Origin of the sequence: Luteimonas sp. 3794 (assembly GCF_031456825.1) — a bacterium.
GTDB lineage: Bacteria > Pseudomonadota > Gammaproteobacteria > Xanthomonadales > Xanthomonadaceae > Luteimonas.
Genome location: NZ_JAVDVJ010000003.1, coordinates 121,495 through 134,544 on the forward strand (window position 1 = coordinate 121,495; position 13,050 = coordinate 134,544).

Here is a 13,050-nt window from a genome sequence, read left to right on the forward strand (position 1 = left end):
GCCGGCGCTCAGCCGGCGAGATCGCCGAACCGCGCCTGCAACGCTGCGATCGCCGCCATGCCTGCGGTCTCGGTGCGCAGAATCCGCGGGCCCAGCCGCAAGCCAGAGAAACCTGCCGCAATCAGGGCCGCGCGGTCGTTCGCCGACCAGCCACCTTCCGGACCGATCGCGAGCACGATGCCGGCTGACGGCGACGGCATCGTTGCGATGCCGGCGTCCGCATCGGGATCGAGCAGCCAGCGCGAGGCACCGGTGGGCAGGTCCGCGAGTGCCGCAGCGAGCGAACGCGGCGGTGTGACGCGCGGAATCGTCGAGCGCCAGCTCTGTTCGCAGGCCGACACCACGACGCTACGCCAGTGCGCAAGCCGCTTGGCCGCGCGCTCGGCATCGAGCTTCACTTCGCTGCGGTCGCTGGAGACCGGTACGAAGGCGGCGACGCCGAGTTCGGACGCTTTCTGCAGGATCCAGTCCATCTTCTCGCCGCGCGCGATGCCCTGCACCAGGGTGATCGACAGCGGCGATTCCAGATGGATCGCGCGACTGCCGGTGATCTCGGCAACCGCGCTGCGCTTGTCGACGCGCACCAGACGCGCGTCGTGATCGACGCCGTCGCCGTTGAACAGCACGCAGGCATCGCCTTCGCGCAGGCGCAGCACGCGCACCAGGTGCGCAACGGCGTCGTCCGGCAGTTCGACCGGCTGGCCGGTGACGAGCGGGCGATCGACGAAGGCGCGGATCACGCGCATGCGGTGCCTGCCTCGATGGCTTCGGCGGTGACCTCGGCCAGCAACTGCAGCTGGGCATCGTCGATGCAGTAGGGCGGCATCCAGTACAGGATGTCGCCGAGCGGACGCAGCAATACGCCGCGCTCGACCGCGTGGCGATACGCGTGCAGGCCGACGCGCAGCGCGGAGTCGAAGGGTGTGGCCTTGTCGCCATCGCGGGTGAGTTCGAACGCGACGATCATGCCGGTCTGGCGGGTGTCGGCGACGTGGCGATGCGCGCCGATCTGCGCCGCGAGTGTCGCCATCTTCGCGGCCGTGTTGCGGTTGCGGGCGAGCACGTCGTCTTCGCCGAAGATGTCGAGCGAGGCCAGCGCCGCAGCGCAGGCCAGCGGATTGCCGGTGTAGCTGTGCGAATGCAGGAAGGCGCGTTCGCGCGAGGCATCGAGGAAGCCGTCGTACAGCGCCTGCGTCGCCAGTACCGTCGACAGCGGCAGGAAGCCGCCGGTCAGGCCCTTCGACAGACACAGCAGATCCGGCTGCACGCCCGCCTGTTCGAACGCGAACAACGTCCCGGTGCGTCCGAAGCCGACCGCGATCTCGTCGGCGATCAGGAACACGCCGTGGACATCGCAGAGCTCGCGCACGCGCTTGAGATACACCGGGTCGTGCATGCGCATGCCGCCGGCGCACTGCACCAGCGGTTCGAGGATCAGTGCGCAGATTTCGCCGGCATGTGCGTCGAGCAGGTGCGCCAGCGCATCCGCCGCATCCTCGGCATGGCCGGCGGCGCTTTGACCCGGACGCGCGGTGTAGGCGTCAGGCGAGGGCGCGAACACCGCCTCGCACAGCAGCGGCGCATAGACGCGGCGATACAGCGGAATGTCGCCGACCGCGAGCGCACCGAGCGTCTCGCCGTGATAGCCGTTCTGCAGCGCGACGAACTTGGTCCGGCGCGGTTCGTCGCCGCGGTTCTGGAACCACTGGAACGCCATCTTCAGCGCGACCTCGACGCCGGCCGAGCCGTTGTCGGCGAAGAACACCTTGCTCAGCGGCGGGCGGGCCGGCTCGCGCGGGGCAACGGCGAGCAGCCGCTCGGCGAGTTCGACCGCCGCCGGATGCGTGCAGCCGGCCAGGATCACCTGTTCCAGCGTGCGCGCCTGCGTCGCGATGGCCTCGGCGATGCGCGGCTCGGCGTGGCCGTGCAGGTTGGTCCACCAGCTGCTGCCCGAATCGAGGATCTTCCGGCCGCCGGCCTCGATCAGCCACGCGCCCTCGCCGCGCACGATCGGCAGCATCGGCTGGATGTCGGGGTGCTCGCGCATCTGGGTGCAGGGGTGCCAGACCGCGGCAAGGTCGCGGGTCCGCCAGTCGTTGCCGTCGGCTAGAATGGCCGCATCGTGAATCTGTCCAGTCATCCCCGCATTATCGCTCCGCAGCGCAGCCACCGTGCAGACGGGAAGACATCCGCATGAGCAAGACGCTGCCGATCATCCACGACGTGACCGAACACGACGCGGCGCTGTACCGCATGGAACGGCTGGATCTGGAGTTCTCCAACGGCGAGCGGCGCCTGTACGAACGCCTGCACGGCCGCGGCCATGGCGCGGTGATCGTGGTGCCGATGCTAGACGCCGACACCGTGCTGCTGGTGCGCGAGTACGCCGCCGGCTTCCATCGCTACGAGCTGGGCTTGGTCAAGGGGCGCATCGATGCGGGCGAGTCCGCGCTTGAGGCCGCCAACCGCGAACTCAAGGAAGAGATCGGCTACGGCGCGCGACGTGTCGAAGCGCTGCGCTCGATCTCGCTGGCGCCGCAGTACATGAGCCACCAGGCGACGCTCGTCGTGGCGCGCGATTTGTACCCCGAACGCCTGGCCGGCGACGAGCCCGAAGAACTCGACGTGGTGCCGTGGAAGCTCGATGCGCTGCACGAACTGATCCTGCTCGACGAGTTCTCCGAAGGCCGCTCGATCGCTGCACTGTTCATCGTCCGCGACTGGCTGCGTCACCACGGTGGTTGACGCCGCCGGGCCCGTCACCGCGACGGTCCGCGATGGCGTCATCGCGATCGCGCGCGCCGCGGCCGATGCGATCCTCGCCGTCTACGCGCAAGACTTCGATGTCGTCCGCAAGGCCGACGCCAGCCCGGTCACTGCCGCGGATCTGGCCGCGCACCGCGTCATCGTCGACGGCCTGCGCGCGCTGACGCCCGACATCCCGATCGTCTCCGAAGAATCCGCGGTCGTCGTGCCCGCTGCGCAGCGCCGCGCATGGTCGCGCATGTGGCTCGTCGATCCGCTCGACGGCACCCGCGAGTTCGTCAAGCGCAACGGCGAGTTCACGGTCAACATCGCGCTGATCGACAACGGCGTCGCGGTGTTCGGCGTGATCCAGGCACCCGTGACCGGCGTGCTGTGGCATGGCGGTCCCGGTCGCGGCGCCTTCGTGCGCGATGGTGATCGCGACACCGCGCTACATGCGCCGCGCCGCGATCCCGTGGCGCCCGTGGCGCTGCGTGTGGCTGCAAGCCGCTCGCATCGTGACCCGCGCACGACGGCGCTGCTCGAACGGATTGGTGATGTCACGCCGGTGCCGCTGGGGTCATCGCTGAAATTCTGCCGCCTCGCCGAAGGTGGCATGGACCTCTATCCGCGCTTCGGCCCGACCAGCGAGTGGGACACCGCGGCCGGCCAGGCGATTCTCGAAGGCGCCGGGGGCGCGGTGCTCGACCCGCAGGGCCGGCCGTTCCGCTACAACCAGCGCGACACGATTCTCAATGGGGATTTCATCGCGCTGGGCGATCCCTCATTGCCATGGCGGGACTGGCTCGCCGCCTGATTGCATGCGGTCGCGTGTCGCGCACGCGGTGAGGTCCAGTAGGAGCGCGCTTGCGCGCGATGTCAGTCTCGTCAGCGCTGTCAGGGTCGCATTCGCGCACAAGCGCGCTCCTACAGTGGCTGGCCTCGATCGATGTGATACACGAGCGTTTTCCAGGAGTCCGACGTGACTGATACCCCCGGCGATATCCATCGCATCCTCGACATCATGGCGCGCCTGCGTGATCCGCAAGCCGGCTGTCCCTGGGACGTCAATCAGGATTTCGCGTCCATCGCCGCCTACACGATCGAAGAGGCATATGAAGTCGCCGATGCGATCGACCGCGGCGATCTGCCCGGTCTGTGCGACGAGCTCGGCGATCTGCTGCTGCAGGTCGTGTTCCATGCGCAGATGGCGCAGGAGCAGGGCGCGTTCGCGTTCGGCGATGTCGTCGACGCGATCAGCGACAAGATGATCCGCCGGCACCCGCACATCTTCGGCGACGGTTCTGCCGACGATGCCGAGACGGTGCTGCGCAACTGGGACGCGATCAAGCGCGAGGAGCGCGCTGCGGCGGGGAACACCGACACCTCGGCGCTGGCCGGCATCGCGCGCGGACTGCCCGAGTGGCAGCGCGCGGTGAAACTGCAGTCGCGCGCCGCGCGAGTGGGGTTCGACTGGCCGGCTCCAGAGCCGGTGATCGCCAAGCTGCACGAGGAGATCGACGAGGTCCGTGCGGAATTCGACGCGGTCGCCGCCGATCCCGATGACGCCGCGGCGCAGGACCGGCTGGAGGAAGAACTCGGCGATCTGCTGTTCGTCGCGGCGAATCTCGCGCGGCACGCGAAGGTCGATGTCGGCGCGGCACTGCGGCGCGCAAACCACAAGTTCGAGCGTCGCTTCCGCGCAATGGAATCGATGGCCGAGGCCGAGGGAAGTGCGCTCGCCGGCCAGTCGCTGGACGCGCAGGATGTCTACTGGAACCGCGCCAAGCAGGCCGAGCGCGAGACATGAAAACGCTGCTGCTGTTCGTGGCCACCGCGTTCTTCGAAATCCTCGGCTGTTATCTGCCGTGGCTGTGGTTGCGCAAGGACGGCAGCGCCTGGCTGCTGCTCCCCGCCGCCGCCGCGCTGGCCGTGTTCGTATGGTTGCTGACCCTGCATCCCACCGCGTCTGGCCGCGTGTACGCGGCCTACGGCGGTGTCTATGTCGCGGTGGCGCTGCTGTGGTTGTGGCGGGTCGACGGCATTGCGCCGAGCCGCTGGGATTTGCTGGGCGCCGCGCTGTGCCTGGGCGGCATGGCGGTGATCATGTTCGCGCCGCGCACGAACTGAGGCGGTTGACGCAGGCAGGCGCCGGTGCGATCAATGAGGCGAACGATGCCTGCTCTGGGAGGACGCATGCGCCGCTTCGCGAGTTTCCGCGAGTTCTATCCGTTCTATCTTGGCGAGCACGCGCACCCGGTGTCGCGGCGCCTGCATTTCATCGGCAGCTGCGGAGTGCTCGCGCTGGTCGGCGTGTCGGTGTGGCAGCGCAATGCGATGTGGCTGTGGGCCGCGCTGGTCTGCGGCTACGCCTTCGCATGGGTGGGGCACTTCTTCTTCGAGAAGAATCGCCCGGCCACGTTTAAGCACCCGATCTATTCCTTCATCGGCGACTGGGTGATGTTCAAGGACATCCTGATCGGCCGCATCCCGCTTTGAAGAATCGCTATCGCCGAAGGCGGAGCGCGCCAATGCCCCTCCCCCTCCGGGAGAGGGGAGGACCACCCGCAGAGCGGGTGGTGGGGTGAGGGTGCTCTCGGCCGCGCGGGACTACTCCAGAAAAATCAGCCAGGCCGCAACCACGATCAGTGCGAACCCCGCCCAGTGGTTCCACTTCAGCGGCTGACCCAGATACCAGGTCGAGAACCCCGCGAACACCAGCAGGGTGATGACCTCCTGCATGCCCTTGAGCTGCGGCGCCGAGTACACCGCCGCGCCGATCCGGTTCGCCGGCACCATCAGCATGTACTCGAAGAATGCGATGCCCCAGCTGACGATGATGACCGTCAGGATCGGCACGCTGCGGTACTTCAGATGGCCGTACCAGGCGAAGGTCATGAAGATGTTCGAGCCCAGCAGCAGCAGGATGGGCAGGTAACGCTCGTAGCCGGGCATGACGGCATTCCAAGAGGTGGGAGAGAAGGTGCAGAGCGTAACGCCGGCATGTTCGAGCCGGGTCTTCGCACGAAATCTTCACAACTCCTGCACCGCGGAAATGGGAAATTCACAAAGCTTAATTCCCACCGCATCCCAGCTACGGAGTCGTTTCATGCGCGCAGGTCAGGAACCCGGAGGCCTCGTCCTCATCGTCGAGGACAACCGCAATATTTCCGAGATGGTTGGCGAATATCTGGAAGGCCGCGGATTCGAAGTGGACTACGCCGCCGATGGGCTCGACGGCTATCGGCTGGCCACCGAAAACAACTACGACGTGATCGTGCTCGACCTGATGCTGCCGCGACTCGATGGCATCGAGGTCTGCAAGCGCCTGCGTGAGGATGCGCGCAAGTCGACCCCCGTGCTGATGCTCACCGCGCGCGACACACTGGACGAAAAGCTGACCGGCCTGAGTTCGGGCGCCGACGACTATCTGACCAAGCCCTTCGCGATCCAGGAACTCGAAGCGCGTCTGCGCGCACTGATCCGCCGCGAGCGTCGCCAGGTCGGCTCGGAAGTGCTCAAGGTCGCCGACCTCGTGCTCGATCCGGCCAGCATGCGTGCCACCCGCGGGGGCACCGAACTGCAGCTTTCGCCGATCGGCATGAAGCTGCTGACGATCCTGATGCGCGAGTCGCCCCGCGTGGTGAACCGCCAGGAGATCGAGCGCGAGATCTGGGGCAACAGCCTGCCGGATTCGGACACCCTGCGCAGCCACCTCTACAACCTGCGCAAGATCATCGACAAGCCCTACGACAAGCAGTTGCTGCATACGGTGCAGAGCGCCGGGTATCGCATCGCCGACATCGAGCAGTCGCCGGCCTGAGCCGACGACGCGACGCTCGACCATGCCCCAGGGACTGCCCAACCGCATCCGTGACGCGTTCACGTTCCAGGCGGTGATCGCCGGAATGACGCTGATCGTCTGTGTGATGACCGCGGCCTTCATCGGCCGCGAAGTCGTCGCGCGGCAGTGGCTGCAGGCCGAGGCCGATGCCTGGTGGCAGGCCAAGGCCACCGACGCGTCGTATCCGCCGCCGTTCGGCGTGAACCTGCAGGGCTATTTCATGCCCGCTGATGGTGGCGAACTGCAGGCGATCATCAGCGGCAATCGCGCGGTCGCCAATCTGGTGTGGTTCAAGGGCGCGCCCGAAGGATTTTCGCCGCGGCGCGATACCGAGGGCGTGTTGCTGGTGGACCGGCGCGAGGCCGGCACCCTGTATCTCGCCGCGTCGCTTTCGTTGTTCGACCGCATCCTCGCGCTGGCGGCCGGCGCGCTGGCTCTGCTGATGATGGCGACGATGTTCGTGGTGTCGTGGATGACCTATCGCACGTCCAAGCGCATGGTGCTGCCCATCCATCGGCTGGCGGACGAGGTGGGCCGCTGGAACCCGTCCGATGACGACGACGGCGTGCCGGCCGCGCTCTCCACGCAGGACGATGCCGGTCGCGAAGCGCAGGCGCTGACCAGCGCCCTGCACGGTCTCGGTGACCGCATCGGCGCGTTCGTCCGCCGCGAACGCGAGTTCACCCGTGACGCCAGCCACGAGTTGCGCACGCCGTTGACGGTGATCCGGGTGGCCAGCGACATGATCGCCGCCGATCCCGCGACGCCGCCGCACCAGCAGCGCCCGCTGCTGCGGATCCGCCGCGCCACCCAGGACATGGAGGCGGTGATCGACGCGCTGCTTGTGCTGGCCCGCGAGCGCGGCGTCATGCCGCAGAGCGAAGTATTCGACGTGGTCGAGGTGGTCGAGGAAGAGATCGACAAGGTGCGGCCGCTGTTCGAGGGCAAGCAGCTGAGCCTGACGCTCGACGTCCAGGGCCGCCCGCGCCTGGATGCGCCACCGCGCGTGCTCGGGGTGATGCTCGGGCATCTGCTGCGCAACGGCTGGGCGTTCACCGAGACCGGCGGCGTCGACGTGATCATCGCGCCCGACCGCATCATCGTTCGTGATACCGGCATCGGCATGACCGCGGATGTGCTCAAGCGGGTCTATGACCCGTTCTATCGCGCCGACCCGTTCTCCCAGTCCGGCAAGGGCATCGGGCTGTCGATCGTGCGCCGCCTGGGCACGCGTTTCGGTTGGCCGGTCGCGCTCGACAGTGCGCCCGACGAGGGCACCACGGTCACCATCGTGCTCGGCGACCGCCTGGTCTGAACCGACGCCGACGCCATGTCGGCGGTAGGCGCATCCGAAGCAAAAAAGTCCGCGTCGCGGTCAACTCTAGGCCACGCGGTGCGTTAGCGTCTCCAGTTGCCCACCAAGACCGCATCCATGTCGACCCGTCCCAAGCCCCGTCGCCGCGCCGTGTCCCGGCTCGTGCCCGTCATCGTGATCGTGGTCGTCGTGGCTGCCGGCCTGTGGTTCTGGTCCCAGCGCACTGCCGCCGGTGCGGCGGACGCCTGGCGCACAACCCCGATCGAGCGCGGTGATATCCGTGTGGTGATCTCGGCCACCGGCACGCTGAGCGCGACCTCCACGGTCGTCGTCGGCAGCCAGGTCTCGGGCCAGATCACCGACGTGCTGGTCGACTTCAACGATCCGGTCGAGCAGGGGCAGGTGCTGGCGCGCATCGACCCTGCGACCTACCAGGCGCAGATCGAGCAGGGCTCGGCGCAGATCAACAGCGCGCGGGCCTCATTGGCGCAGGCGCAGGCGGCATTGCGCAACGCGCAGCTCGACTACGACCGCAAGGCGTCGCTCGCCGGCGAACAACTGGTCGCGCGCAGCGATGTCGATCTGGCGCGCGCCGCGCTCGACCAGGCCAGGGCGCAGGCGACGTCGGCGCAGGCGCAGATCGTGCAGCAGACCGCATCCACGCAGACCTCGCGCATCAACATGGAGCGCACGGTGATCCGCTCGCCGGTTGACGGCACGATCCTCACGCGTTCGATCGAGCCCGGCCAGACAGTCGCTGCGAGCCTGCAGGCGCCGGAGTTGTTCACCATCGCCGAGGACCTGCGCAAGATGCGCATTGAACTCGCGGTCGACGAGGCCGACATCGGTCAGGTGCAGGTCGGCCAGACGGTCACGTTCACCGCTGATGCATTCAACGACCGCCGCTTCAACGGTACCGTTGAACAGGTGCGGCTTGCGGCGACGACGACCAATAACGTCGTCACCTATCCGGTAGTCGTTGCGGTCGACAACGCCGACGGCACCCTGCTGCCGGGCCTGACCGTCAACGCGGAAATCGAGGTCAGCAACCGTGAGAACGTGTTGAAGATCGCCAATGCGGCGCTGCGCTACCGACCCGCGGATGCCGCTGAGATCGCCGCCGCCACGCGCCCCGAAGACGGCAGCGCGTCGCGCGGTGGTGGACTGGCCGACGACCTGGCCGTGGTCGCCGCTGCGATGCAGCTCACGCCGCCGCAGCAGGCCGCGTTCGACAGCGCGCTCGCCGCGATGCGTGAGCGCCAGCAGGCCCCGCGGCCCGGTGGGGCCTCGGGTGGACAGCGCGGCAATGCCGCCGGCGGCCCACCCCCCGGCATGACAATGGGCGGGGGTGGCAGCGACCCGCGCGTGCAGGCGCAGATCCGCCAGCGGATGCTGGACCGCTTCCAGCAGACGTTTGCCGGTTTCACCGCGACACTCGACGCCGGCCAGCGCGTGCAGTGGAGCCGCGCGCTCGCCTCCACCGTCGGCGCCACCCGTCTCACCGTCTACCGCCTGGTCGACGGTCGCCGGGAAGCGGTACCGGTACGCCTGGGCGTCAGCGACGGCAGCATGACCGAGGTCTCGGGTGGCGTGTCGGAAGGCGATCTGATCGTCACCGGCGAGCGTGCGGCGGCTCGATGAGCGCGACCGCCGTTCCGCCGCAGGCCGGCGCCCGGCCGCCGGTCATCGAGACCCGCGGACTGGAGAAGATCTATTCGGCCGGCACCGAGGCTGAAGTCGTCGCGCTCAAGGGTGTGGACATGTCGATCGCGCACGGCGAGTTCGTCGCGATCATGGGCCCGTCGGGCTCGGGCAAGTCGACGTTGATGAACCTCGTCGGCTGCCTCGACACGCCGACCGGCGGGCAGTACCTGTGCGACGGCATCGACGTCGCCACGCTGGACCGCGAGGCACTGGCCGAGCTGCGCCGCGACAAGATCGGCTTCGTGTTCCAGGGGTTCAATCTGCTGCCACGCATGACCGCGCTCGAGAACGTCGCGATGCCGCTCGGCTATGCACGCGTGCCGAACGAGGAACGCGCCGAGCGCGCGCGCGAAGCATTGGCTTCGGTCGGCCTGGAGAATCGCGGTACGCATCGCCCGAGCGAGCTGTCCGGTGGCCAGCAGCAACGCGTGGCGATTGCGCGCGCGCTGATCAACCGGCCGCCGGTGCTGCTCGCCGACGAGCCCACGGGCGCGCTCGATACCAAGACCGGTGAGGAGATCCTCAGCCTGTTCAAGCGTCTGCGCGACGACGGCCATACGGTGGTGCTGATCACCCACGATCCGGAAGTCGCTGCGCATGCCGACCGCACCTTTGTCATGCGCGACGGCGAGCTGCATGAGGAAGGCCCCTACGACACCCGCGCCACGCATGCGCCCACCGGAACCGCGTCATGACCTATCTCGACGTCTTGCGCACCGCGATCTTCGCGCTGCGCGGTAACTGGATGCGCAGCGCGCTGACCTCGCTTGGCGTGATCATCGGCATTGCCGCGGTCATCGTCATGGTGTCGGTCGGGCAGGGCACGCAGGCCGAGATCGACCGCATGGTGTCGGGCCTCGGTTCGCAGCGGCTCGACATCTCACCCGGTTCGCGCCGCACGACCGGCGGCGCCCGTCAGGCCGGTAGCAGTTTCTTCACTCTCAGCGAGGGCGACGCCGAGGCGATCCGCGGTGAGATTCCCGAAGTGCAGCTGGTCTCAGGCTCACTGCGCGGCAACAGCCAGATCGTCTTCGCGGAGAAGAACTGGGCCAGCAGCTGGCAGGGCGTGCAACCGGATTTCTTCGAGATCAACGGCTGGACGATCGTCGACGGTTCGGGCTTCGAACCACAGGATTACAGCGGCGCCGGCAAGAACGTGATCATCGGCGAGACCGTGCGGCGCGAACTGTTCGGCGACGACAGCGGCGTCGGCCAGACGGTGCGCATCGGGCGCACGCCGTTCGTCGTGGTCGGCGTGCTGAATTCGAAGGGCCAGGGCGGCTTCGGACAGGATCAGGACGACGTGATGATGGTGCCGCTCGAAACCGGGCGCCGGCGCCTGCTCGGCGCGATGGGCATGCCGGCCGGGGCGGTGATGCAGATCGCGCTGACCGTCGGCAACGCCGACGATCTGCCCTATGTGCAGGGCGAGGTGGAAGCGCTGCTTCGGCAGCGCCATCGCATCGCCCCTGGCGCGGACGATGATTTCAGTGTGCGCAACATTTCCGAGATCGTCGCCACACGCACCGCGACGACGCGTTTGATGTCCCTGCTGCTCGGCGCGGTCGCGACGATTTCGCTGATCGTTGGCGGCATCGGCATCATGAACATCATGCTGGTGTCGGTGACCGAGCGGATCCGCGAAATCGGCCTGCGCATGGCGGTCGGGGCTGGGCCCACGGACATCCGCCGCCAGTTTCTCGCCGAGGCGATGCTGCTCTCGCTCGGTGGCGGCGTGCTTGGCATCGCGATCGGGGTTGGCGGCGCGTTGCTGGTCGGCCGCTTCAGCGATCTGCCGACGGCGCTCAACAGCCAGATCGTGTTGCTGGCGGCGGGCTTCTCGGTCGCGACCGGTTTGTTCTTCGGTTATTACCCGGCGCGCAAGGCGTCGCAGCTCGACCCGATTGATGCATTGCGGCAGCAGTAGAGTCCGCAAGAAAAAGGGCGCCCGAGGGCGCCCTTTTCCATCGTGCATCCGCGCGATCAGCGCGTGTAGAGCAGACGATTGGGCGAGCCGGTTCCCGGATTGCTGATCCGGTTCGTCGTCGCGTTGGTATAGAGCCAGTTGCGCACGGTCGCTGGCGAGGCCGAGGGATTATTGGTCAGATACAGCGCTGCGGCGCCGGCCACGTGGGGTGACGCCATCGAGGTGCCGCTGATCGTGTTCGATGCGGAGGTGCCGGTGGACCAGGCGGACGTGATCGAACTCCCTGGCGCGAAGATGTTCACGCAACTGCCGATGTTGGAGAACGAGGAGCGTGCATCGGTCGATGTGGTCGAGCCGACCGTCACTGCATTGGCCACACGCGCAGGTGAGTAGTTGCAGGCATTGGCGCCGTTGTTGTTGCCCGCCGCGACCACGACCGTGACGCCGCTGTTGATCAGGTTGTTGGTGGCGTTGTCGGTGGCGGTGGACGCCGGGCCGCCGAGGCTCATGTTGGCCACGGCCGGCAGCACACGGTTGGCGCGCACCCAGTCGATGCCCGCGATGATCGTCGAGTTGGCGCTGCCACCGGAGCAGCCGAACACACGCACCGGGACCAGCCGAACCTGCTTGGCCACGCCCCAGGTCGTGCCGCCGACGGTGCCGGCGACATGCGTGCCGTGGCCGTTGCAGTCGCTGGTGCCGCGGCCGTCGTTGATCGCCGAATAGCCCGACAGCAGGCGTGTGCCGAACTGCGTGTGCCCGGCGAGGATGCCGCTGTCGATGATGTAGGCGCGTACGTTGGCGGCCAGCGGATCGTAGACGTAGGTGCCGTTCAATGGGCGATCGCGCTGGTCGACGCGATCAAGACCCCAGGTCGCACCGGTCTGGGTGGCCGACAGTTCGATGTAACCATCCTCTTCTACAAAGTCGACCCGCGGATCGTTGAGCAGGGCGGCCAGCTTGCGCTCGTCTGCCTTGACGACCATGCCGTGCAGCGCATGCGTATAGAGCTGGCTGACCTTGAGATCGTGCCGCGCGGCGATGTCGACCACACGTTTTTCGACTTCCGCGGCGACGGCTGCATCACGCGAGGCCACCAGGGCCTTGTCGAGTCGACCGGCGAGGCGGTCGGCATCGACGCGTTCGCGGATCTCGTCGCTGTTGAACACGACGATGTACTGGCCGGGGATCGCGTTGTCGACCTTGCGCAGTTCCGCAGCGAAGGCGGGCGAGGCGAGGACGGTGGCGACGGCGAGAACGAGCATGCGCTTCTGGATCATCTTCGATTCCTTGATGAAGGGTGGCTACCGCGGTCTTTCCCCTGTTCCTGTCCGCGCGACGCGCGTACGCGCCGCACCGGTCGGCAGACGCTGGCGGCGGCAGTAGCATGTGTCAATGAACGGGACGGCCTGCACACCCCACGCCCGGTTGCGCCGTGCGCTGCGGCACGCAAAAGAGGCTGTAATCGTTTCAACCAGCAGCAGGAATCATTCCCATCGCGCAGATTCGGCACGC

At 67.6% G+C, this 13,050-nt stretch carries 14 protein-coding genes; 10 read left to right on the top strand and 4 right to left on the bottom strand.

The annotated features are described in order from the left end of the window. Positions 1-8 precede the first annotated feature (8 nt). A complete protein-coding gene (locus tag J2X52_RS06690) occupies positions 9-746 on the bottom strand; it encodes a 16S rRNA (uracil(1498)-N(3))-methyltransferase (RefSeq protein ID WP_310150570.1) in 738 nt (245 codons plus the stop codon). Next, positions 737-2,140, bottom strand: coding sequence for an adenosylmethionine--8-amino-7-oxononanoate transaminase (gene bioA, locus J2X52_RS06695; protein ID WP_310150573.1), 1,404 nt, complete (start codon positions 2,138-2,140; stop codon positions 737-739). The genes J2X52_RS06690 and bioA overlap by 10 nt, the downstream gene beginning before the upstream one ends. A gap of 53 nt (positions 2,141-2,193) precedes the next feature. Here bioA and nudE point away from each other — a divergent pair, with 53 nt between their 5' ends. From nudE to J2X52_RS06720, 5 genes are all read left to right on the top strand, one after another. Continuing rightward, on the top strand, positions 2,194-2,745 hold the full coding sequence (gene nudE / locus J2X52_RS06700) for an ADP compounds hydrolase NudE (protein ID WP_310150575.1): 552 nt from the start codon (positions 2,194-2,196) through the stop codon (positions 2,743-2,745). After that, a complete protein-coding gene (gene cysQ / locus J2X52_RS06705; RefSeq protein ID WP_310150577.1) occupies positions 2,738-3,562 on the top strand; it encodes a 3'(2'),5'-bisphosphate nucleotidase CysQ in 825 nt (274 codons plus the stop codon). The genes nudE and cysQ overlap by 8 nt, the downstream gene beginning before the upstream one ends. Before the next feature lie 207 nt (positions 3,563-3,769). After that, a complete protein-coding gene (mazG, locus tag J2X52_RS06710; protein ID WP_310151201.1) occupies positions 3,770-4,555 on the top strand; it encodes a nucleoside triphosphate pyrophosphohydrolase in 786 nt (261 codons plus the stop codon). Further along, positions 4,552-4,875 carry a YnfA family protein gene (locus J2X52_RS06715; RefSeq protein ID WP_310150579.1) on the top strand — a complete coding sequence of 108 codons (324 nt, stop codon included), beginning with the start codon at positions 4,552-4,554 and terminating at the stop codon, positions 4,873-4,875. Before mazG ends, J2X52_RS06715 begins: the two co-directional genes overlap by 4 nt. A gap of 66 nt (positions 4,876-4,941) precedes the next feature. Next, positions 4,942-5,244, top strand: a complete 303-nt coding sequence (locus tag J2X52_RS06720; protein WP_310150581.1) for a DUF962 domain-containing protein — start codon at positions 4,942-4,944, stop codon at positions 5,242-5,244. Between the two features lie 111 nt (positions 5,245-5,355). On the opposite strand, the gene J2X52_RS06725 is transcribed toward J2X52_RS06720, so the two are convergent. Further along, positions 5,356-5,700, bottom strand: a complete 345-nt coding sequence (locus J2X52_RS06725; protein WP_310150583.1) for a DMT family protein — start codon at positions 5,698-5,700, stop codon at positions 5,356-5,358. Positions 5,701-5,854: 154 nt separating this feature from the next. Here J2X52_RS06725 and J2X52_RS06730 point away from each other — a divergent pair, with 154 nt between their 5' ends. The 5 genes from J2X52_RS06730 to J2X52_RS06750 all read left to right on the top strand — a co-directional run bounded on the left by J2X52_RS06730 (position 5,855) and on the right by J2X52_RS06750 (position 11,535). Further along, positions 5,855-6,568 carry a response regulator transcription factor gene (locus J2X52_RS06730; RefSeq protein ID WP_159680050.1) on the top strand — a complete coding sequence of 238 codons (714 nt, stop codon included), beginning with the start codon at positions 5,855-5,857 and terminating at the stop codon, positions 6,566-6,568. 22 nt (positions 6,569-6,590) lie between these two features. Next, positions 6,591-7,904, top strand: a complete 1,314-nt coding sequence (locus J2X52_RS06735; RefSeq protein WP_310150587.1) for a HAMP domain-containing sensor histidine kinase — start codon at positions 6,591-6,593, stop codon at positions 7,902-7,904. Positions 7,905-8,021: 117 nt separating this feature from the next. After that, complete coding sequence (locus J2X52_RS06740) at positions 8,022-9,545, top strand: efflux RND transporter periplasmic adaptor subunit (RefSeq protein WP_310150590.1); 1,524 nt, start codon at positions 8,022-8,024, stop codon at positions 9,543-9,545. Further along, positions 9,542-10,303, top strand: a complete 762-nt coding sequence (locus J2X52_RS06745) for an ABC transporter ATP-binding protein (protein ID WP_310150591.1) — start codon at positions 9,542-9,544, stop codon at positions 10,301-10,303. Before J2X52_RS06740 ends, J2X52_RS06745 begins: the two co-directional genes overlap by 4 nt. Continuing rightward, positions 10,300-11,535 (top strand): ABC transporter permease, encoded by a 1,236-nt coding sequence (locus tag J2X52_RS06750; RefSeq protein ID WP_310150593.1) that lies wholly within the window; start codon positions 10,300-10,302, stop codon positions 11,533-11,535. The genes J2X52_RS06745 and J2X52_RS06750 overlap by 4 nt, the downstream gene beginning before the upstream one ends. Before the next feature lie 56 nt (positions 11,536-11,591). Here the strand turns inward: J2X52_RS06750 and J2X52_RS06755 are convergent, their stop codons facing one another. Next, complete coding sequence (locus J2X52_RS06755; RefSeq protein ID WP_310150596.1) at positions 11,592-12,815, bottom strand: S8 family peptidase; 1,224 nt, start codon at positions 12,813-12,815, stop codon at positions 11,592-11,594. Between the last annotated feature and the right edge of the window lie 235 nt (positions 12,816-13,050).